General features: G+C 57.3%; 23 protein-coding genes and 2 pseudogenes. 14 read left to right on the top strand and 11 right to left on the bottom strand.

The annotated features are described in order from the left end of the window. Positions 1 to 6: 6 nt before the first annotated feature. Positions 7 to 456, bottom strand: a complete 450-nt coding sequence (locus DEQ92_RS12270) for a hypothetical protein (protein WP_115820860.1) — start codon at positions 454 to 456, stop codon at positions 7 to 9. A gap of 150 nt (positions 457 to 606) precedes the next feature. Here DEQ92_RS12270 and DEQ92_RS12265 point away from each other — a divergent pair, with 150 nt between their 5' ends. The 3 genes from DEQ92_RS12265 to DEQ92_RS23440 all read left to right on the top strand — a co-directional run bounded on the left by DEQ92_RS12265 (position 607) and on the right by DEQ92_RS23440 (position 2,043). Further along, positions 607 to 1,149, top strand: a complete 543-nt coding sequence (locus DEQ92_RS12265) for a hypothetical protein (RefSeq protein ID WP_115820859.1) — start codon at positions 607 to 609, stop codon at positions 1,147 to 1,149. Positions 1,150 to 1,184: 35 nt separating this feature from the next. After that, positions 1,185 to 1,640, top strand: a complete 456-nt coding sequence (locus DEQ92_RS12260; RefSeq protein WP_008096049.1) for a hypothetical protein — start codon at positions 1,185 to 1,187, stop codon at positions 1,638 to 1,640. A 229-nt stretch (positions 1,641 to 1,869) separates the two neighbouring features. Continuing rightward, on the top strand, positions 1,870 to 2,043 hold the full coding sequence (locus tag DEQ92_RS23440) for a hypothetical protein (RefSeq protein ID WP_158547626.1): 174 nt from the start codon (positions 1,870 to 1,872) through the stop codon (positions 2,041 to 2,043). Between the two features lie 70 nt (positions 2,044 to 2,113). Here the strand turns inward: DEQ92_RS23440 and DEQ92_RS12255 are convergent, their stop codons facing one another. Beyond that, positions 2,114 to 2,455, bottom strand: a complete 342-nt coding sequence (locus DEQ92_RS12255; RefSeq protein ID WP_199522907.1) for a hypothetical protein — start codon at positions 2,453 to 2,455, stop codon at positions 2,114 to 2,116. A gap of 93 nt (positions 2,456 to 2,548) precedes the next feature. On the opposite strand from DEQ92_RS12255, the gene DEQ92_RS12250 reads away from it, so the two are divergent. After that, positions 2,549 to 2,863, top strand: coding sequence for a hypothetical protein (locus tag DEQ92_RS12250; protein ID WP_115820858.1), 315 nt, complete (start codon positions 2,549 to 2,551; stop codon positions 2,861 to 2,863). 371 nt (positions 2,864 to 3,234) lie between these two features. Here DEQ92_RS12250 and DEQ92_RS12245 read toward each other — a convergent pair whose 3' ends face one another. Continuing rightward, positions 3,235 to 4,470, bottom strand: coding sequence for an RNA-guided endonuclease TnpB family protein (locus DEQ92_RS12245; protein ID WP_049913637.1), 1,236 nt, complete (start codon positions 4,468 to 4,470; stop codon positions 3,235 to 3,237). A gap of 54 nt (positions 4,471 to 4,524) precedes the next feature. On the opposite strand from DEQ92_RS12245, the gene DEQ92_RS23885 reads away from it, so the two are divergent. From DEQ92_RS23885 to DEQ92_RS12225, 5 genes are all read left to right on the top strand, one after another. Continuing rightward, positions 4,525 to 4,662, top strand: coding sequence for a hypothetical protein (locus DEQ92_RS23885; protein WP_008096044.1), 138 nt, complete (start codon positions 4,525 to 4,527; stop codon positions 4,660 to 4,662). 627 nt (positions 4,663 to 5,289) lie between these two features. Beyond that, a complete protein-coding gene (locus tag DEQ92_RS12240) occupies positions 5,290 to 5,607 on the top strand; it encodes an RPA12/RPB9/RPC11 RNA polymerase family protein (RefSeq protein WP_049967533.1) in 318 nt (105 codons plus the stop codon). Between the two features lie 61 nt (positions 5,608 to 5,668). Next, positions 5,669 to 6,058: a RidA family protein gene (locus DEQ92_RS12235; RefSeq protein ID WP_049967534.1), complete on the top strand. Its 390-nt coding sequence runs from the start codon at positions 5,669 to 5,671 to the stop codon at positions 6,056 to 6,058. Between the two features lie 462 nt (positions 6,059 to 6,520). Next, entirely contained in the window at positions 6,521 to 7,795 is a 1,275-nt protein-coding gene (locus DEQ92_RS12230; protein WP_115820857.1) for an RNA-guided endonuclease TnpB family protein, read from the top strand. A gap of 104 nt (positions 7,796 to 7,899) precedes the next feature. Beyond that, on the top strand, positions 7,900 to 9,090 hold the full coding sequence (locus DEQ92_RS12225; RefSeq protein WP_158547625.1) for a GAF domain-containing sensor histidine kinase: 1,191 nt from the start codon (positions 7,900 to 7,902) through the stop codon (positions 9,088 to 9,090). A gap of 6 nt (positions 9,091 to 9,096) precedes the next feature. Here the strand turns inward: DEQ92_RS12225 and DEQ92_RS12220 are convergent, their stop codons facing one another. Then, the gene (locus DEQ92_RS12220) at positions 9,097 to 10,230 is read right to left on the bottom strand and encodes a PAS domain-containing sensor histidine kinase (protein ID WP_115820855.1); all 1,134 of its coding nucleotides are present in this window, start codon (positions 10,228 to 10,230) and stop codon (positions 9,097 to 9,099) included. Positions 10,231 to 10,577: 347 nt separating this feature from the next. On the opposite strand from DEQ92_RS12220, the gene DEQ92_RS12215 reads away from it, so the two are divergent. Next, entirely contained in the window at positions 10,578 to 12,353 is a 1,776-nt protein-coding gene (locus DEQ92_RS12215; RefSeq protein WP_115820854.1) for a ZmpA/ZmpB/ZmpC family metallo-endopeptidase-related protein, read from the top strand. Between the two features lie 48 nt (positions 12,354 to 12,401). Here DEQ92_RS12215 and DEQ92_RS12210 read toward each other — a convergent pair whose 3' ends face one another. Together DEQ92_RS12210 and DEQ92_RS24105 are read right to left on the bottom strand one after the other, a co-directional pair. Continuing rightward, positions 12,402 to 12,836, bottom strand: a complete 435-nt coding sequence (locus DEQ92_RS12210; RefSeq protein WP_115820853.1) for a PIN domain-containing protein — start codon at positions 12,834 to 12,836, stop codon at positions 12,402 to 12,404. Continuing rightward, on the bottom strand, positions 12,837 to 13,088 hold the full coding sequence (locus tag DEQ92_RS24105; protein ID WP_115820852.1) for an AbrB/MazE/SpoVT family DNA-binding domain-containing protein: 252 nt from the start codon (positions 13,086 to 13,088) through the stop codon (positions 12,837 to 12,839). It abuts the gene before it with no gap. A 149-nt stretch (positions 13,089 to 13,237) separates the two neighbouring features. Between DEQ92_RS24105 and DEQ92_RS12200 the strand changes: the two genes are divergently transcribed. Both DEQ92_RS12200 and DEQ92_RS12195 read left to right on the top strand, forming a co-directional pair. Beyond that, positions 13,238 to 14,554, top strand: coding sequence for a hemolysin family protein (locus DEQ92_RS12200; protein WP_115820851.1), 1,317 nt, complete (start codon positions 13,238 to 13,240; stop codon positions 14,552 to 14,554). A gap of 68 nt (positions 14,555 to 14,622) precedes the next feature. Beyond that, positions 14,623 to 15,141, top strand: coding sequence for a DUF21 domain-containing protein (locus DEQ92_RS12195; protein WP_004975803.1), 519 nt, complete (start codon positions 14,623 to 14,625; stop codon positions 15,139 to 15,141). 78 nt (positions 15,142 to 15,219) lie between these two features. Here DEQ92_RS12195 and DEQ92_RS24455 read toward each other — a convergent pair. After that, positions 15,220 to 15,435, bottom strand: a pseudogene (locus tag DEQ92_RS24455) (hypothetical protein); the annotation flags it as partial. 124 nt (positions 15,436 to 15,559) lie between these two features. On the opposite strand from DEQ92_RS24455, the gene DEQ92_RS12185 reads away from it, so the two are divergent. Beyond that, positions 15,560 to 16,771, top strand: a complete 1,212-nt coding sequence (locus DEQ92_RS12185; RefSeq protein ID WP_115820850.1) for an RNA-guided endonuclease TnpB family protein — start codon at positions 15,560 to 15,562, stop codon at positions 16,769 to 16,771. A 43-nt stretch (positions 16,772 to 16,814) separates the two neighbouring features. Here the strand turns inward: DEQ92_RS12185 and DEQ92_RS24100 are convergent. Next, positions 16,815 to 17,054, bottom strand: a pseudogene (locus DEQ92_RS24100) (hypothetical protein); the annotation flags it as partial. A 3-nt stretch (positions 17,055 to 17,057) separates the two neighbouring features. Next, positions 17,058 to 17,642 (bottom strand): hypothetical protein, encoded by a 585-nt coding sequence (locus DEQ92_RS12175; protein WP_049905126.1) that lies wholly within the window; start codon positions 17,640 to 17,642, stop codon positions 17,058 to 17,060. Positions 17,643 to 17,772: 130 nt separating this feature from the next. On the opposite strand from DEQ92_RS12175, the gene DEQ92_RS23435 reads away from it, so the two are divergent. After that, on the top strand, positions 17,773 to 17,916 hold the full coding sequence (locus tag DEQ92_RS23435; RefSeq protein ID WP_158547624.1) for a hypothetical protein: 144 nt from the start codon (positions 17,773 to 17,775) through the stop codon (positions 17,914 to 17,916). A 386-nt stretch (positions 17,917 to 18,302) separates the two neighbouring features. Here the strand turns inward: DEQ92_RS23435 and DEQ92_RS23430 are convergent, their stop codons facing one another. After that, positions 18,303 to 18,440, bottom strand: a complete 138-nt coding sequence (locus tag DEQ92_RS23430; RefSeq protein WP_158547623.1) for a hypothetical protein — start codon at positions 18,438 to 18,440, stop codon at positions 18,303 to 18,305. Positions 18,441 to 18,479: 39 nt separating this feature from the next. Next, a complete protein-coding gene (locus tag DEQ92_RS12165) occupies positions 18,480 to 18,902 on the bottom strand; it encodes an ester cyclase (RefSeq protein ID WP_004975797.1) in 423 nt (140 codons plus the stop codon). Positions 18,903 to 19,042 lie beyond the last annotated feature (140 nt).

Genomic DNA, 19,042 nt, shown 5'->3' with positions numbered 1-19,042 from the left:
CCGTTGTCAGGTTCGAGGTTCGTCGTAGAAATTCACAGAGAGCCTGAAAAACCCGGTGTAGGTGACTGTGTATTCGATGTAGCGTTTGTCATGGACCGCCGCTGTTCTGTGGGCTAACACGTCGGCTAACGTCAAAGTCACCTGTTCGCCGGCTGTCGATGTGACTCGAATCCCGTATCGTGCGGTATCGTCCATCCACGGTGCTTCAATCACCGTGGAGGAGTCGCCGTCGTCAGCGCCGAGTGCACTGAGGGTAACCGGCGTTTCGTATATCGGGTCAGTTCCATCCAGTACCTCTACTGTGAACTCGATTGCTTCGTCGACGGCGTTGTCTGTGAAGATCCCGTCGAGTTGGTATGTGACGAAGGGTTCTTCGACCTTCTCGAGAGTGCCACACCCGGAAAGAGCTGGGATTCCGACTGCGGAAGCAGCCCCAAGGAAGGCGCGGCGGTTCATACTGTCCGATCATGTCTACTGGTTGTGAATTTTTCTATCGTCTGGACCAAGCCGCGACCTGTATGCAGCACGATGCGCACAAAACAACGGATACCGCTCAGATATACAAGTACCCACAAAGTAATATTTGCGGGCCACATAGCACCGGTCATGACCGACGAGACGCCGACGCCCCCGGACGCGAACCTCACCGAGGAGTGGGAACGCGCCGTTACACAGCGGACTGTGAAAGACCGTGTGTACGAGGCGGCCACGACGCTCACCACACCAACGACTGTCGCGGATATCGCGGCTCGCGCTGATTGCACGAAAGAGGGTGCTCGCCCCCACTTGGAGTGGTTCGTCGATCTCGGCGTCCTCGAGAAGGTCGCTGACAACCCTGCATTGTTCGTTCGGAACGAGGCGTACTTCGAGTTTCGTCGGGTCACCGAACTGATTCGCGAGTTCGAGACGTCCGCGGCGGTCGCTGAGGCGATTGACGAGTACCGAGCCCGCGAGCGCGAACTCGCAGCGCATTTCGACGAACCGTCACCGGACGCGGTCGCGTACGCTGGGATTGCTGCTCGCGACGACGACGCGGCAGAGCGCCTGCGTGAGTGGCGAACGGTCACCCGTCGGCTCCGAGAACTTCGAGAGGCAAAACTCCGACTCGACTCCGATGGTGGTCACAGCGCTGCATCGCCGTTTCCCTGACGATGGGTCGGCGTGATGACCTCAACGAAGAACGAATGCGGCTGCTTGGCTCTCGTCTCGCAGCGCTTTCGATGGTTGAGTCGGTCCACTATTTCCCCCTCGAAAAACCAGACCGTGTTGTTGCATCGTTCGAGGAGACGTACTATCCAGACGTGGTTGACGCTGCGGCGCTTGAACTTCGACTGCGGTTGAATGGCGAGTTCAATCTACTCTATCGCGAACGATGGGCGGGTGACCGCTGGGTCTGTCGATGGGACCGTCATCCGAATACACACAACACGGACGACCACTTCCACGTCCCACCACGTCCCAGCGAAACGACCGCACTTGACGCGGAATACCCTGCCGACATGAACGACGTACTCCGACTCGTCTTCGAGACGATCGAAGCGCGAGTTAACGAGGTATGGGCGGAGACGACAGCACCGGTATACCCCACCGAATATGAATTTGAACGACAGTACGAGCTGCCGTACCTCACAAACCCGTAAGCAACAATTTCGACGTACCAACGTACTCCAGAACGACAACTCAGATTTGACTGAAGAGACGTGGTCAGTCCACTATTCAAATTACCTTACCGGCGATGTGATACGTGTGGTGTGACCATACAGCGAACTCCTTCTTCACCGTGGGTTTGAGTCTGCCACCAGGGTAGTCTATCATGACACGTATGGCTGGTCACAACAGATATGTCCGTGGAACGATTGGCTTGGGGAAGTGCTCTCAAATGAAGACCGAGTCGAGTTGCACCAACAGTACCTCGACGGAGAACTGGACGAAGGCGTTGCAAAGGTTCTCATTGGCGATCTACTCGAGGATATTGAACGTGAGCGCGAGGCAGTCGAGAAGGCAGAGGCGCTCGGTACCGATGGGGTCTTCCAGAACAAGTAGCCGAAGACGGTACTCGCCGAGCTGGCAATAAAAGAAGGAGAACACTCGGAATACACTGGGGGAGTCGTTTCTACTCGCGATCGACGCTATTGAGCGCGCTGTTCAGTCCAAAGAGTTCTCGGACGACGTTGCTATCTGTGACCCGGTACCGGCGCGGGGACGTGTCCGGAACTTCTTCGATGAGTTCAACCTCAATCAAGAGGTCGGTGTAATTGCCGACAGTCTGGCGTGTGACGCCAGCATGGTCTGCGAACTCTGTCTTGTTGAACTCACGATTCGGCGGAAGGTCAAGCAACGCGTCTACGAGAATCGGGATGGCGTCGTGTTGCGTGAGATAGAGCCATCCACTCGGGTGCTCCTTTCGGAGTTCCTTTTTGTCTCTTCGATCAGCCGCGTGCTCTATACTGCTCATACAGAGGTTCACCCATTCTGCGTGTATAAACGTTTCCACTAGTGTTAACGGCCATTAACAGCATTTATATGCGGCCGACTTGATTCTTCGATCATGGAGAAGCCGTCGGTGAAATGCGCCCTCTTAGCAACAATGATCGCGAAACACAAGTGGGGGACACCGATTACCGAAGAAGACCTCCTCAGCCTCTCGGCTATCGGCAATGACTACCCAGTCGCACGTGAGGTCTACGCCGATCTTCGGAGCGAGCCCTATATCACTCACCGTGGAAATCGTGGTATCGAACTCGACAAAAGTAATTTCGACAAGCTCGCTGATGTCCTTTACCATGAATGTCGCTGGGAAGCGTGGGAGATTGAGACTCGTCTGAAACACTACGAAGGGATCAAAGATCACGACTGGAGGTGAGCCGACCATAGAAGCTGGAGCGGGAGAGCGTCGAATTCGTAGTGGTAACCTGAGCTGCCCCCGTTCGAAAACGGTGTGTGAGGGTGCCAACAATCGGTTTCGGATTGTGGAGATTTCGTTTCGATTGTGGTGTGGTTCCCCCTCACCGTGACACCTTCTCATGGATGACTATCGACCCCGCGACGTGCTGAAGAACACTTGCAAACCGGTGTGTGGCACCATATAAAAAAAAACAGAACACTCAGAACACATTGGAGGGCGGTCTTTTTTATGCATCGTCAGGGGCTACAGTCACGGGCGTTCTTGCGTGACATCCTCCCCGCCGTAAACGGCGGGGCTTCCCCTACGAGGGGAATCCGGTTTGGCAGGTTTCAGTCCGAGTACGCCGAGAGCGTCATCTGTCCGGTTATCGGACTCGTCTCTCGGTGGACTGTGGCGGTGTCACTACCGCTCCCGTCCTGTGGCGAGTCATTGCGTCCGGGTTCCCAACGGACGCTCTCTCCCCACGGGTTGACGCGACCGGCGATGTTCGCCGCCGCGTTAATATCTGCTTGGAACTCCGATACGTGGCAGTCGTCGTGCGGACACACAAACTCCGCTTGCTGACTCCGCCGACCGAGACGACCGCAAGCGTGGCACGTCTGCGAGGTGTACGCCGCGTTGACGTACTCAACGCGAATCCCTGCCTCGGTCGCTTTGTCTTCGAGTCGGCCCTGTAACCGGGCGAACGCCCATGCGTGAAGGCGGCGGTTCATGTACTTCCCGTAGTCCAACCGCTCGCGGATGTGCGATAGGTCTTCGAGAACGATAACGGGGTTCTCGAACTGTTGGGCATACTCGACGGCCTGCCGAGACGCTTTCTCGACAATATCCGTCAGAGCGTTTTGGTAGTGGTCGAACCGTTCGTCCACGCGCCACTCGGCGGCGTCTCTCGACTGTAGCCGCCGGAGTGTGGTGAACATCTCTTTGCGAAGGTGTCGCGCTCGACTGCCGTTGACGAGCATTGGCTTCCGTGGTACGTCGCGTTTGAGGGCACAGCCCGTTATCAACGCGCTCTCGCCTACGTCGAAGCCGATATACGTCGGGTTGTCCGGGTCGGTCGATTCTTCGACCGGGTATTCGACAGTGACGTGCAACTCCCACGACGTGCGGTGTCGCTGTAGGCGCAACTCGCCCGCCCTCGCGTCTTCAGAGAGCAGGTCGAACCACAGGGATTCCTGCTCGGGGTTAATTCGAAGCGGAATCCAAAAGTTCGTCCCGCGTCCGGGTTGCGGGACCTGCCACACGAAGCCGTGTTCGCGCTCGTCTGAGTAGTCGAACTTCGCGGCCCGATTGACGAGTCGAAGCGGATGCTCGTCGTCCAACTCATCGGCGTTGTACGTCGAACGGAGTTTCGGGACGTAGGATTTAAGCGCGTCTTTGGCTTGGTACGGAAGTTCGTAGGGCGTTACAACGTCGTTGACGGCAGACATTGTATCCGCCCTGTTGTCGAAGGCGTCGTGGAGTGCTTCGCGGTAGGTGTCCAAGAGCCGCTGTAGGCGTTGCTCTTTGCCCGCCGTGGGTGTGGCGAGAGTGGCCAGTAGCGTCTTCGTCACCGTCTCAGACACACCCGTAGATAGAACGTAGATATAATTAAGTGTAACGGGGCGCAAGAATGAGATATGCCACACATCAATTTCGAGGTAGACGAGGAACAGTACGAGTCGCTGAAAGAGACGAAGAAACGCCACGGTCTAACGTGGAAAGGGATGCTACTCCACGCACAGCGGGAGTTGGATTCCGGCCCGACCACCGAGTAGCGGGTGGTCAACACCGTGTCGCATTCCCTCCCGGCCTAAAGGCCGGGATTCCCTGCTTGAATTAAGATGGCCAGCGATGTGGTCCTCGTTGGTCCGAGTTGTGTGCTGTCGTTTTGCGACTGCGGGCGTCACAACGCCGTCGCTCGCCTGTTTGTCACTCGGTACGAGGGGTGTGGGTTACCACGCTTGAATACGGTATCCTCGTGACCACAACCGAGGCACCGAGTTCACGACCGACTAGATCGTCACCTCACACCCTGTTCGAAATGAAATCTCTCGAGACGAGTCGACCACTTAAGACCGGCTCAGACGCCGATCAAACCGAGATTCAAGCGGTGAATTCAAATCGAACACGGTGTGCGAAGAGACCGACCGTCGTGGGATTCCGCCTTCGTGATTGACTCGGAAAGTTAGAGGTGGAACTATTATAGTCCAAACTATTATTGTCTGACTTCTAACTTCGGAGCATATATTCGGTCTCTCGGATAGGGTTGCTGTTCTCGAGCGTGGAACTACCAATTAACGCAACGAAAACCGGCCGACACAGCCAACACAAACAGGTACCTGAAACCCACGACGAATCGGAAATTAAGACATATATCTATCACCCATATACTCCCTCCAACGATGCAATTCTGTGACGAGTGTGGATCGCTAATGCACACGGCAGGCGACACGTGGGTGTGTCGCTCCTGTGAGCACGAGGAGCCACGGGACGCCCAAGCGGAAGCGGCGATGGCGATTCAAGATGGACAACAAAACAACGGCGCACCCGCCGTGGCCGACGCGACCCAAGACTCCTCCGAGACGATGCAGGAGCCCTGTCCGGCGGACGACTGCGACAGCGACCGGGCGCACTACGAGATGATGCCGAAGCCCGGCGGCTCCTACGAAGTGCGACTGTTCACGTGCGTCGAGTGTGGCCACAAGTGGCGCGAGTCTTGAGACAGTGGGTCTGCGTATTCATCACCCAAACTCATTTTAATGCCGTTTGTGAGTCTGAGCTATGGAGCGAAAACAAATCTCATCCGGGACTGAGTGGGAGTCCAAAGTCGGATACTCTCGGGCCGTTCAGACCGGCTCTCAAGTACACGTTTCTGGGACAACAGCGACTAACGGTGATGGTCAAATCGTCGGTAAAGGCGACGCATACGAACAGACGAAACAAGCACTCCAGAACATCGAAGACGCCCTTCGAGAGACTGATGCATCACTTGAGGATGTGGTCAGAACTCGAATGTTCGTCACTGATATCGATGAGTGGGAGGCGATCGGTGAAGCCCATGGTGAAGTGTTTCGTGACGTACGCCCAGCCACCAGTATGGTCGAGGTGAATCGCCTCATCGATTCGGAGTTACTTGTTGAGATTGAGGCGGTTGCGATTATCCCAAAGTAAGTCCCGACCCCATCGTTTCCGGAGAAAACTCACGCAGATGCAAGGGGAACCCCACAGCTTCAGGCGTGGGTCGATGGCTAGACCACCAGTCCCAGAACCCACCGACTGAAAAGCACCGACTCCGACGACAACCCGGCAGCCAGACTAGCCCCGAGCGCGAGATTGTCCAGCACCAAGCCGAGTGCGACGCCGAACCCGACCCCAATCGCAATCCACGTGCTCATCGTCGCTGGATCAATGCCCCCGTTCGTCCTGTCGCTAACCGCAGCAGCGCTGCGTTCGTTCCAATACGATGTAGACGGAACCAGGCTAATACAGAATCGAGGAGAATACCTGACCCTTTAGGGTCAGGATGAATCCGACAACTCCTACACAATCCACCGTCGATAGCAAGGCTGGATATTCCACGCTAACCGACATTATTAAGAAAACGGCGTTCATAACCAGTTATGAAGCCAGAAAATGAGTCGAACCATCCGAACCTTCGAGGCCACTATACCGAACCAGCAACAGGTTCGTGATGACCTCGACCAACTCGGATGGGCCGCCTCAAAACTCTGGAACGTCGGTCGCTACTACACACAAGAACAGTGGGACGAAACGGGCGAGATTCCCGATGACGGAGAACTCAAAGCCGAACTCAAAAGCCACGAACGCTACACGGACTTGCATTCTCAATCCAGTCAGCGCGTTCTCGAAGAACTCGCTGAAGCGTTCAACGGCTGGTTCGGGAAGCGTCGGAACGGCGGCGACCGTGCCCGACCGCCCGGCTACCGCAAAAACGGAGACTCCCACCCGCGTTCAACCGTGTCGTTCAAAGCGGCTGGCTTCAAGCACGACGCACAGTTCACCCGCGTTCGCCTCTCGAAAGGCCGTAACCTGAAAGAACATCGTTCAGACTTCATTTTGTGCGAGTACCAGACTCGCCCGGATGTTGACCTGACCGAGTGGGACATTCAACAGGTTCGTGCTGTCTACAAGCGCGACGAGTGGCGGTTACAATTCGTTTGTCGAACCACTATCGACCCGGAGCCGCCGGGTGAGGAGGTGGCTGGTGTTGACCTCGGGATTTGCAACTTCGCCGCCGTATCGTTCGGCGGGAAATCTGTGTTGTATCCCGGTGGCGCACTCAAAGAGGACGAATACTACTTCACGAAGAAGAAAGCCAAGTGCGACGATTCCTCGTCCCGTGAGGCGACTCGTCTTGACTGGAAGCGAACTGGTCGCCGGACACACTTCTTACACGCCCTCTCGAAAGCAATCGTAGAGGAATGCGTCGAACGAAGTGTTGGGTCGCTTGTTGTTGGTAACCTCGGCGGTATTCGAGAGAACGACGAGACGGGCGGGTCTCGGAATTGGGGAGACCACGGCAATCTCGACTTACATGGGTGGGCGTTCGACCGCTTCACGACGCTACTCGACTACAAGGCTGAAGCCGAAGGTATCGACGTGGAGTTGGTGTCGGAACGCGATACGTCGAAGTCGTGTTCAGCGTGCGGCCACACCGATGACAACCAACGTGTCGAACGTGGGTTGTATGTGTGCGAGGAGTGTGATACGGTTGCGAACGCGGACGTGAACGGTGCGGAGAATATTCGACAAAAGGTACTTCCGAGTCTCGCCACGGATGGCGGTGATAGGGATAACGGCTGGTTGGCACAGCCAGCGGTTCACCTGTTCGACCGTAGTGAGGGCGTTTTCGCCCCACGAGAACAGGTTGTTAACCGCGAACCGTAATATCCCAACTCAGCGGTGCGGTGCCGTGGGATTCCCGCGTCTTCAGGCGTGGGAAGAAGTCAAGTGTTAGCACACCACTAGTACTGGTAGCAGGAAATTCGCTAGTGACACGTACTGAGAGATCCCCTTCCCTGTCCGATGAGGAAGCACGAAGCCAGCTCTATGCGCTCTTGCACCGCAGTATTCCCAGCAAGAAGGCCATCGATGAGGTCATCGAGATTGGAGCGAACTACCTCGATGTCAGCCATGGTCACATCACCGAAATCGATGAAGACGAGAATCGGTGGGAAGTGATTGGTTCATCGGATGCTCCCGAAGGTCCGTATCCTGCCGGCCTCACGTCGAAGCTGAGTGATTCGTACTGCCGTCGGACAATTCAAGCGTCGACACCACTTGCGTTACACGACGCCGGCAACCAAGGGTGGGCCGACGACCACGCGTACCAGCTCCACCAGCTAGACACGTATCTGGGGATACGCATCCAAGTGTTCGGTGAGCCGTACGGAACGGTTTGTTTCGTTGGATCGGTGCCGCGGGAGAACCCGTTCTCCGAGGCCGAACAAATCTTCATCGAGTTAGCCGGTGAGGTCCTTCAGAAACGACTCGAAGGTGCCCATCACGAGAAGGATCTCACCAATCGAGACCGCCTGATTTCAGTACTCAACCGCATCCTGCGCCACAATCTCCGGAACGACTTGAACGTGGTTCAGGGAACTGCACAGCTGCTGGAAGAGCGAACGTCCGGAGAGACGGCGCAGTTAGCCTCGACCATCGATTCGACGACCGCCGAACTGCTTTCAGTTGCCGAGAAAGCTCGAGAATTGGAAAAGCTGACGCGATCCGTTCCAGTCGCACGGCCGATAGATATCGTCCCGAAAGTGGAGGACGCGGTACGCGATGTCCGTGAGAGACACCACTCAGTAGATATCTCGCTTAGTGTACCCGACCGAGCGATGGCGTTCGCAGACCCACAACTGGAAGATGCGGTCTCAGAGCTGCTCACGAACGCGGCCAAACACGCTGGAGAAGATCCGACGATCGCTGTGGAGATCAATCGCGGGCCAGATCGAACGACGGTGGAAATCAGTGACGATGGGCCGGGACTGCCGTCAGGTGAACGCCGAGTACTGACTGGGGCTACTGAGACCGCGCTTGACCATGGAAGTGGTATCGGACTCGTCCTTGTGTATTGGATACTCACCAACCTCGATGGTGAGATTGAGGTCCCGACGACCTCGTCCGGAACGACCGTCGAACTCCAACTTCAGCAGGCGGCGTCGATCGCTCCCGAATGAACCATGTCAGCGCTCCGTCGCGCGTTCGAGTTTGATAGTGAATATCGCACCTTTTGGGTCGTTGGCAGACACGGATATCTCCCCCTCATAGATGTCGACGAGCGTGTCCACCAGAAACAGCCCAAGCCCCGTTCCATCGCTGTTGAGGCCCTTCGTCTCTTGCTCGAAAATCCGGTCTCGCTGTTCGTCCGGTATCCCCGGACCGTTGTCCGCAATGGTCACGATAACCGACGCATCCCGAACGACGGTGTCGATCGTGACTTTCGGCGCGCTCTCGTCGTTGTGTTGGACCGCATTGCTCAAGAGATTCCCAATGAGCGATGACAACATAGCGTTCGCCCGGACGTCGACACTCGACTGTTCGCTTCGGATCTGAACCTCGGCGTCGTCGAAGGTCTGGCGGACTCGCTCGGCTTCATCTTCAATAACACGGACTACGTCGACTGGCTGCAACTCGACAGTCGTCCCCTCCTCACCGAGTACGGTCATCAGGTCACGGACGTCCTCCGTGAGCCCGGTCGTGTGTCGGCTGGCCCGTTGTATCCGGTCGAGTATCTCTTCGTTTTCGGGAGAGAGTTCGTCTCGAAGTACGTCGGCCCATCCTTGGATGACGCTCATGTCGTTACGGATGTCGTGACGGACAATGCGGTTGAGGAGCGACAGTTGTTCGTTCCGCTCACGGAGGTTCTGTTCGACTGTCTTCCGGCGGGTGATGTTGATGACGACTCCGGTGACTTTCGTTGGGCTTCCATCGTCACGTCGCTCGGTGATGCCACCGACGTCGTGGAACCAGCGGTACTCGCCGGACGCGGTTCGAATTCGATACTCGGTGTCGTATCTTTCAGCCCGCCCTTCGAGATGGTCCCGCATCGCCTCCATCGCCCCCTCGTAGTCGTCGGGATGGACAAGTTCCGTAAAGTCCTCGTAGTGGTCGAACTCCGCGGGTGAGTACCCGAGCATGTCTGCCTTGTTCTCGTGGAAGGTAACCGCCCCCGTCTCGACATCCATCTCCCACCAAGCCAGATCACCCGCGAACATCGCGCCATCCAACCGGCGTCGATACTGTTCGAGGTTCTGTATGTACTGATCTGGCTCGGGCTCGCCCGAGTGCTCTTCGCTCGACCGGCGGCCCTCAGTCATTGTTGGGTAATTGTTGACTAGCTCAATATATGTTCGGCCGATCCAATAGCGGCCGAAACCGGTCTTCGAGCGCGGCGACGTCGTTTACCGAGACCAGCGTTCGTGGCAGCGCACTGGAAACACCGGAGACAACCAGCTCGACCAACTGAAGGTCTCACAGCCCTACAACTGCCACACCACGCAACAACCACCCAGACCCTGTGGTGTCCCACAACTTTACATATACAAAACGTATCAACAACCGGTGAGGTCGGGGCAGCCGGTTCACAGCGAGTACGAACGCGTACGGTGCCGCGACGAAGGGAGTTGTCGAACACGGGACCAACAGACACGACGCTAATCCGATAATGGGACACAAACTCACACAGACCACGGTTGCACTCTTGTTGTGCGGCCTCATGGCCACCGCACCGATTGCAGGCGCGACGACAGTCGACCACGAAGAACAGCCCACGAGACAACCAGCCCTCGAATCGACAGAGACATTCGCAATACAGAGCGGAAACGGGACCGAAGTGAACCCGTACGTCATCACCAACGCCTCTGGGCTAGCCGCGATACGCGACGACCTCGATGCCCACTACGTGCTTGGGTCGGACATCGATGCGACCGAGACGGCGACGTGGAACAACGGCTCTGGCTTCGAACCTGTCGGGACGTTCGGGACGCCGTTCACGGGCACCATTGATGGGGCGAATCACACGATTGAGGGGCTGACGATCGACCGGCCGTCGACGAGTGGTGTCGCACTCGTCGGCTACGCCTCGGAGAGTTCGATAACGAACCTCCGACTGACCGACGTCTCCATTACTGGTGACTTCACCACTGCTGCCCTCGTCGGGTCGGCAACGAACACCCTCGTCCGCGAGGTGACTGTCTCCGGGTCGGTGACCGGAACCGGGACCGTCGCCGGCGTGGTAGCGTCCACCGACGGCGGCACGGTCGAACACGCACGTGCGGCCGTCACGGTTGAGAGTCCCGGGAGCGCAGGCGGCCTCGTTGACGAAAACGAGGGGACCATCAGCGACGTCGTCGTGACCGGGACCATCACCGGTGGGCCGTACGCCGGTGGCATCGCCGCACAGAACACCGGGACGATCGAACGCGCGGCGGTGAACGCGACCGTCGTCGGGACGACCGACGACACCAGCGTCGCGACCGGCGGCCTCGTCGGGTATAATTCGGGGAACATCACCGCGACGCACGCCCACGGGCGCGTGTCCGGCACGAACTACGTCGGCGGGCTCGTCGGGTCGAGTAACTACGAAAGCGGGGTTGTTGCGAACTCGTACGCGACAGCGAACGTGACCGGCGAGGAAACCGTCGGCGGACTCGTCGGCGGCCTCTACTACGGCAGTTCGGTCACGGGGTCGTATTGGAACGAACAGACTACCGGCCAACCAACCTCCGCGGCGGCGGGTAACGGGAGCGTCGGGCTCTCGACCGCCGAGATGGCGGGCGAGGCGGCCACGACGAACCTGACTGCGTTGGACTTCGCCGAGACGTGGCAGGTTGAGTCGGGTGCGTACCCGGACCTCGTCGGGGTAGCTGACGATGAATATCCCGTGAGCACCGAAACTGACGAGCCGACGCCGCTGGCACTCAACGCGACGACCGAACTGGTCGACGGTGATCTCGTCCTCACAGTCACGGCGAACGACTCACTCGACGAACTCGAAGCTGTCCTCGCGAGCACCGAGACGGTATCCCAGGAGACGATCACGCTCGATGCGTTCTCGGCGACACAAAACGGGTCGACGTACGTCTATACGACGTGGTATATCGACACGGCCGCTGGCGAGTACACACTTGACGTATCGGCGAGTGACGACACGGGGACGCAGACGACGCTCAACCGCAGTCTCACCGTCGGCGACGAGTCGACTGCACCGACAGTCGACCCGATCGGTAACTTCGAATCGCCGCCGACCGACCCCGATGGTGACGGCGTGTACGAAGACGTCAACGGCGACGGCACCGTCACTGTCTCCGACGTCCAGGCGCTGTTCACCCATCGAGACAGCGAGGCGGTCACTGAGCAACGCGAGCGCTTCGATGTCACCGGAAACGGGGTGTTCAACATCGTCGACGTCCAGCGGTTGTTCTACACGACGACGACCTAAGTTCGCTCGCGGCGCTCTGCCGTGAGCGTTCGTCGTCTTGGTGTGTAGTCAGTCTGGAGAGTAGGGGTCTGTCGCCGTATCGAGCCGGTAGACATCGTCTAGAGCGTCAAAATCATCGTCAAACGCATAGAGATATCCCAGTCCATGGGTCTGCATATACGCAACAATACACGCGTCGACGAACGAGAGTTGACGGTGGCGTCTGAAGAGCGCTTTTGCGGTCGCAGTTGCATCAGAGTTCACCGACGCAATATGGAATCGTGCGTTTTCTTCGAGTCGATCTAAGAAATCGACGGCCGCATCGTGTCCGGCGTGTGTTGTCAATCCATTGAGTGTCTCGGCCAGTACGTAGTCGAGAACGACTGCTTCCGGAAGTGAAGCATCGTCGATGCCCTGGAGAATTGGTCGAGCTTCGGTGTGCATCCCGTCTCGACGATACGCAGCAGCAAACAAGACGCTCGTATCGAGTAGCGCTCGCGGCATCTACTCTGATCCGACGCCCCACGCGTCATGATCCGTGGTGGCGTCCGTTTCTTCGTCACCGTCATAGCCATCGAAATCCGCAAACGTCCCACTCCGTTGTTGGACAACCCGGACTCGAATACTTCCGTCGTCTTCGAGATGCCAGCGAAGTTGATCCCCATCGTCGATTCCCAGTTCTCGACGAATCCGTGCTGGAATATTCGCCTGGTTTCCAGACACCTTGCTTTCAGCGTCTACCGGGTCACTACTCATGACTAAGCACTCGGACCGCTTGGTGAAAAGGATAGTGTGTTGCCACACTACGTTACCAGCCAGCGAGGTTCGGCATGCGGTTCGGTGACAGCCCCGGCTGGTGAGTGCACATCCACGTCCTACAAGTGACCCTACGTCCGTAACTGAGTATGGTGGATTTGTTCTCTCTCGGCGGATTGCTTCTCGCGTTCTTTCTCGTCATCATGAATGGCGTTTTCGTGGCTGCGGAGTTCGCGTTCGTCAAAGTCCGGCCCACGCAGGTAAACGCGCTCGTCGAACGCGGCAAACCGGGGGCAACACTCGTACAGGACGTCATCCAGAACCTAGACGACTATCTGGCGGTCAGTCAACTCGGGATCACGCTCTCTTCGCTCGGTCTCGGCTGGATTGGCGAACCGGCAGTGGCAGCGCTCATCGAACCCGTCCTCGGCCGGGTGCTTCCCGCGGGGTCGGTCCATCTCGTCGCGTTCGTTCTCGGATTCGGGTTCATCACGTTCCTCCACGTGGTATTCGGCGAGCTCGCGCCGAAGACGTTCGCGATTCAAGAGGCCCCGCGTATCGCGCTCCTCGTCGCCCCGCTCATGAAGTTCTTCTACTACGTGTTCGTGCCCGGCATCATCGTCTTCAACGGGACTGCCAACTACTTCACCCGCCTCGCTGGCGTCTCACCGGCATCCGAAAGCGAGGAATCCCATACCGAAGAGGAAATTCGGATGATCCTCACGCGGTCCGAAGAGACGGGCCACATCGACGTCGACGAGGTCGAAATGATCGAGAGCGTCTTCGAACTCGGCGACACGATCGCTCGCGAGATCATGATCCCGCGTCCGGACGTCGAGACTATCCCCGCCTCGATGTCGTTTCCGGACCTCCGGTCAGTTGTCGCGACGGGGACCTACACCCGCTATCTCGTGCTCGACGAGGATGGCGACCAGCCGCTCGGATTCGTTCACGCGAAAGACATCCTGCGAGTGAGTGAAACCGAGACAGAGTCGGATGCATCCATGACCGCGCGAGACCTTGCCCGGCCAGTCCTCACCATCCCGGAAACGCGACGGATCGACACGATTCTCGCCGACTTTCAGACGCGTGGGGAAGGCCAAATGGCCGTCGTCGTCGACGAATGGGGCGTCTTCGAGGGGATTGTGACCATCGAGGATATCCTCGAAGAGATCGTGGGTGACATCCAAGACGAGTTCGATACCGCCGCCCAGGAACCGTCTATCGAGAAGCGAGACGACGGCGCGTACGTCGTCGACGGAGGGGTCCCGATTCAGGACGTGAACGACCGACTCGACACCCGATTCGAGAGCGACGACGTCGAGACGATCGGTGGACTGGTCTTCAGTCGCCTCGGCAGGGTTCCTGTCGTTGGCGATCAGATCGATATGGACGGGTACATCATTCAAGTGGAGGCTGTCGATGAAACTCGAATCGAACGACTGATAATCCAACTAACGGAGTAGCGTGGAGTCCCCTCCCAAGGAACGACCAACCACCGATATTCATACGCCCACCACCGTACGAGTGTTGTATGAATACATACTCGATTTTGGGACCGTCGCTCGTCGCAGTCGTGATTTTGTTGTTGCTGAGTGCGTTCTTTTCCAGCAGCGAGTCAGCGATCTTTTCGCTCCCGGATGACTGGCTGCAGACCGCTCCCGAAGACAGCACAAAAGACAGCCGCACACTCCAACAGCTCCGTGAGAACCCACATCGACTGCTCGTCACGCTGCTGGTCGGCAACAACCTCGTCAACATCGCCATCACCAGCATCGTCACGCTACTGGTTGCACGGTTCATTCCACCGGGTTTCACCGTCGTAATCGCAACACTCTCGGTGAGTGTGCTCATCCTCGTTTTCGGGGAAATCGTGCCGAAATCCTATGGCCTCGGCCACGCCGAGTCGTGGAGTCTCCGTGTCGCTCGCCCAATCTCGTACGTCGAACGTGCACTGGGGCCGCTCGTTGCGGTGTTCGATATCATCACGCGATGGCTGACGACACTCATCGGGGGCGACCAACAGATCGAGAAACCATATCTCGACGAGTGACATGCGTGCCGACATGGGCACACGCGTTCTTTGACCCCCTCCCACGCCTAAAGACGCGGGTATGCGCTTGATTCTGTATCACTGTTGGTATGTTGGGAGCACGGTCTCAAGCAACTCTTCGATGATTTCCCAGAGGATCAATGATGGAGTCTCGTGCTCGAATGAAACTCCCCACCGATCTTCGCTGTCAGTCGTCGTGTACTGAAAGTGTGCCAAGCCGAGGTCTGGGTGGTCTTCGTCTTGATGCCACCCTGCGTGAAAGCCCGTATTGGAATCACTGTAGTTCACAGAAAAGTCAAGGCGGATGCCCCGAGGCTTGACCTCGGGGAGGAAGCCGACAACTCGGTACACAAACCACGCTACGAAGGCAGGCTGACTCCCAGCTATTAAATAACCACTGGGAAATATGTGAAACACAGTGGAATACCGTCGAACCGCCGTCATCAAACTCGACACTCCCGAAGGGGCCGACCCACTCCTCCGCGAGACAGTCGAGCAGTTCAAACACTGCGCCAACACCGCAAGCGAATGGTGCTGGCACGGCGACGACGGATACCACGTCACATCCAAAGCCAAAGCCGAACAAGCCCTCTACGACCAACTCCGCGACGAAACCAACCTCACCGCCAACCTCGTCCAGAAAGGGATTCGACGAGCGGTCGAATCCGTCAAAAGCGGAGTCGAACGCCTCAAACGTGGAGAGAATACGTCACAACCCTACTTCTCAGCGAACAGCGCGGTGTACGACAAACGCAGTGCGACGTTCCACCGCGAACACGTATCCCTCTCCACCGTAGACGGCAGAATCGAGTGCGACTACATCCTCCCCGACGACTCGGAGAAACCGCCGACAAAGTACATCTCCGACGAGGACTTCGAGTTTCGGATGGCACACTTGCAGTACCGAGACGGCGACTGGTACTTGCACGCTTCCATGCGGAATGTCGAAGCAGACGACGAACCTGAATCCGATTCCAAGCACAGAACAGTCCTTGGTGTGGATTTGGGCGTCAACAACATCGTCGTCGCTTCGACAGGACGGTTCTGGTCGGCTGACGAGTTCAACCACTGGCGAAACGAGTACGAGAAACGCCGTGGGTCGCTCCAACAGTGTGACTCGCGTTACGCTCACGAGAACATCGAATCAGTGGGTCGTAAAGAGACTGGACGTTTCGAGATATACTTGCACACGGTGGCGAACGAACTCATCACGGAGGCCGTCGAACACGACTGCTCACACATCGTGTTCAAGGACTTGACGCACATTCGGGAGAACATCCCGAAGGCGACGTGGCAACACGTCTGGGCGTTCCGACGCCTCTACGAGTACGTCGAATACAAAGTAGAGGAGTACGACGTGGAAGTCGTACAGGTTGACCCTCGGAACACGTCTAAGCGGTGTTCGACGTGTGGGTTTACCCACGGCGACAATCGGTCTGGTGAATCGTTCTGTTGTCAGAAGTGTGGATACGAGAACCACGCAGACTACAACGCTTCAAAGAACATCGGGTTGCAGTATCTCCGTCGTCGGCAAAACGCAAACGACGGAGGCGCACCCGTAGATGTGCGCTTGAATCGCGGGATGCTGAACGTGAACGGCGAATATTCGCCTACTGCTCTCAGCAGTTAGAACGGGAGTCCACGCGAAAGCCTCGGGGCTTGACCCCGAGGCAATTTACGCGAAACCAATCGTGTGGGGTCTGGCGGTACCAAGTGACAATTAGTTCCGGTGATTCAGGTCCAGTGGGAGGGCGGATTCGGGTGTGGTCGAACGTCGCTCGGAGCTTCTTTGCTTCGATATCGTCCGGGACGTACTCGACCGCAGTAATGTGGGGGACTCGGTCAAGAACATCTCGCTTGAGTTGTGCATACAAATTTGCGTTCGGATCACCACCCGGATGTGGGACAGACATCGATTAGTTTCCGACCTCTGCGTGCTGTGTCTCGGGGGCTAAGAAGTCCCACTCACGAATCGCGAAGCCGAGGACTTGGATGCGCCGTTGGAGGTGTTCCCATTCACGTGCAATCTCTCGTCGCCGGGATTCCTCTTCTGGGCTGAGGTCATCTTCCGCGAGCGTTGCACGGAGATGGTTTGGTGATTCGATAGCAAACTCGTCTTTCCAATCTCGGATCTGTGCTTTGAACTCGGCGAGGCGGTCGGTCAGTTCTTTGACGGAGTGGCTGCTATCACGAAGCCGCATTGCTTCCTGCATCGCTTGCCTGCGATAGTCTGGGTGATATGTGGTGTGGGTGCCACTTTCATCACGACGGAGTACGCCGTCCTCGACGAGTCGTTCGAGGACGCGCTTTGTGGGGCCGTGTGACCATTCGGCTTCGGAGGCAATCCAGTTGGCTGTCTGTGGCTTGGACAGCTGGCGAGCGACCATCCGAACACGGTCTTCCCCTGTAGTGTGGCGTTCCATTATCCCCCTCTCAGAGTTCTCTTCATCTTCGGACATACGTTGTTCTACGAGCCATGTATTAATATAGGTTGAGGCCATTCAATTTATATCGAATCAATGGCACGGCAAGGGCGCAGTCATCCAGATCAGCTGTAGACCGATAATCGCGCTTCTGAGTATGATACGTTGAGTTGCCATTCTCTCTTGACATCCCCCCGGTTCCACCGTCGTGATTGCGACACTCTCGGTGAGTGTTCTCATCCTCGTCTGTGCACTGGGGCCGCTCGTTGCGGTGTTCGATATCATCACGCGATGGCTGACGACACTCATCGGGGGCGACCAACAGATCGAGAAACCATATCTCGACGAGTGATCGACCACGCCCCCGAAAGGCGTGGCAGTCAGCAGAGACTCGCTGTCTCCTCGCCAAGGACGGGAGGCGAATACGCGCGGTTCAGGAAACCACAGCGTACATCAACATCTCCTATAAAAATGCCGACATGCCTAGCGACACGAGCACACGCGTTCCAGAACTACTGATCTCGATTGGGGGGCTGGCGTTGGTCATTCAATCGGTCGTGTTCGAAGGCACCTTCGGACTGGTGGCGAACCCGGGCGTTTCTGGAGGCCTTCGAGACGTCCTGAGCGGAGGGCTGTTGCTGGTGGCAACTGTCTGCCTATTTGGTGGTGTGTATCTCCGCCGCACGAATCGCTGAGCGGAACCTCAGCCGGTCGAGTCGTACACAGACAAATATAGTATCACAACGAGGGCGATGAGTCCGAGTCCGAGGTATCCAGATTGTGCCACCAACTGCCGTAGGCGAACACGCCGATGACGATCAGGACGAGCAGGAAAAACTCGATCAACAGGAGGTGTTTGCGGAGGGCTGAATCCATCGAGACAATCTCCCGCCAGAAATATTGTAAAAATGATGTTTACTCCTCGAGGAAGCCAAGTTGCTCGGCAATCTCTCGAGGGTCGTAGTACATCCGTTCTTCCTGTATCTTTCCGTCCGTGAGGACGAACGCCGACATGCCCGTGTGCTCGAACGTGCGTCCGGTCGGGGGCATGCCATTGAACACGCCGTCGTGCGTCCCGGTTGCGGTCCACTCGGTCATGACGATCTCGGCGTCTTCGAGGAGCGCCGTGGGAGTGATTGTGAAGTCGGGGAACGCGGTCCGAAGTTCGCGGACGTATGCCTCGAGGGCGTCCGGCCCGTGTACTTCACCGCCGGGAGCGCTTGGCTCGTAGGCGACGAACGACTCGGAGACGGCGTCTGTGTTCGAAGTCTCACCGTTCCAGAGCGCGAGGTAGGCACTCATGGGCTGTTCGTGTCTGGTCGAGACAGTTTGGGTCATCGGTCAAAACACCCTCACCTAGAGGGAGGTGCCAAACCAGCATATACATGTCAATAACTCTCATGTGACGAGAACCAGGCATTCCCTGGATGTCGTCGTCAACTCGCGACGTTCGTTCGACACAATCTGACGATATGTCA

It is taken from the genome of Haloferax sp. Atlit-6N (genome assembly GCF_003383195.1).
In the GTDB taxonomy this organism is placed as follows: domain Archaea; phylum Halobacteriota; class Halobacteria; order Halobacteriales; family Haloferacaceae; genus Haloferax; species Haloferax gibbonsii.
This window is presented reverse-complemented; position numbering and strand designations above follow the sequence as displayed.

Excerpts from the sequence above, each read along its gene's own strand:
- DEQ92_RS12270 (WP_115820860.1), bottom strand. The coding sequence starts at position 456 with ATGAACCGCCGCGCCTTCCTTGGGGCTGCTTCCGCAGTCGGAATCCCA.
- DEQ92_RS12265 (WP_115820859.1), top strand. The coding sequence starts at position 607 with ATGACCGACGAGACGCCGACGCCCCCGGACGCGAACCTCACCGAGGAG.
- DEQ92_RS12260 (WP_008096049.1), top strand. The coding sequence starts at position 1,185 with ATGCGGCTGCTTGGCTCTCGTCTCGCAGCGCTTTCGATGGTTGAGTCG.
- DEQ92_RS12255 (WP_199522907.1), bottom strand. The coding sequence starts at position 2,455 with ATGAGCAGTATAGAGCACGCGGCTGATCGAAGAGACAAAAAGGAACTC.
- DEQ92_RS12250 (WP_115820858.1), top strand. The coding sequence starts at position 2,549 with ATGGAGAAGCCGTCGGTGAAATGCGCCCTCTTAGCAACAATGATCGCG.
- DEQ92_RS23885 (WP_008096044.1), top strand. The coding sequence starts at position 4,525 with ATGCCACACATCAATTTCGAGGTAGACGAGGAACAGTACGAGTCGCTG.
- DEQ92_RS12240 (WP_049967533.1), top strand. The coding sequence starts at position 5,290 with ATGCAATTCTGTGACGAGTGTGGATCGCTAATGCACACGGCAGGCGAC.
- DEQ92_RS12235 (WP_049967534.1), top strand. The coding sequence starts at position 5,669 with ATGGAGCGAAAACAAATCTCATCCGGGACTGAGTGGGAGTCCAAAGTC.
- DEQ92_RS12230 (WP_115820857.1), top strand. The coding sequence starts at position 6,521 with ATGAGTCGAACCATCCGAACCTTCGAGGCCACTATACCGAACCAGCAA.
- DEQ92_RS12220 (WP_115820855.1), bottom strand. The coding sequence starts at position 10,230 with ATGACTGAGGGCCGCCGGTCGAGCGAAGAGCACTCGGGCGAGCCCGAG.
- DEQ92_RS12215 (WP_115820854.1), top strand. The coding sequence starts at position 10,578 with ATGGGACACAAACTCACACAGACCACGGTTGCACTCTTGTTGTGCGGC.
- DEQ92_RS12210 (WP_115820853.1), bottom strand. The coding sequence starts at position 12,836 with ATGCCGCGAGCGCTACTCGATACGAGCGTCTTGTTTGCTGCTGCGTAT.
- DEQ92_RS24105 (WP_115820852.1), bottom strand. The coding sequence starts at position 13,088 with ATGAGTAGTGACCCGGTAGACGCTGAAAGCAAGGTGTCTGGAAACCAG.
- DEQ92_RS12200 (WP_115820851.1), top strand. The coding sequence starts at position 13,238 with ATGGTGGATTTGTTCTCTCTCGGCGGATTGCTTCTCGCGTTCTTTCTC.
- DEQ92_RS12195 (WP_004975803.1), top strand. The coding sequence starts at position 14,623 with ATGAATACATACTCGATTTTGGGACCGTCGCTCGTCGCAGTCGTGATT.
- DEQ92_RS12175 (WP_049905126.1), bottom strand. The coding sequence starts at position 17,642 with ATGGCCTCAACCTATATTAATACATGGCTCGTAGAACAACGTATGTCC.
- DEQ92_RS23430 (WP_158547623.1), bottom strand. The coding sequence starts at position 18,440 with ATGGATTCAGCCCTCCGCAAACACCTCCTGTTGATCGAGTTTTTCCTG.
- DEQ92_RS12165 (WP_004975797.1), bottom strand. The coding sequence starts at position 18,902 with ATGACCCAAACTGTCTCGACCAGACACGAACAGCCCATGAGTGCCTAC.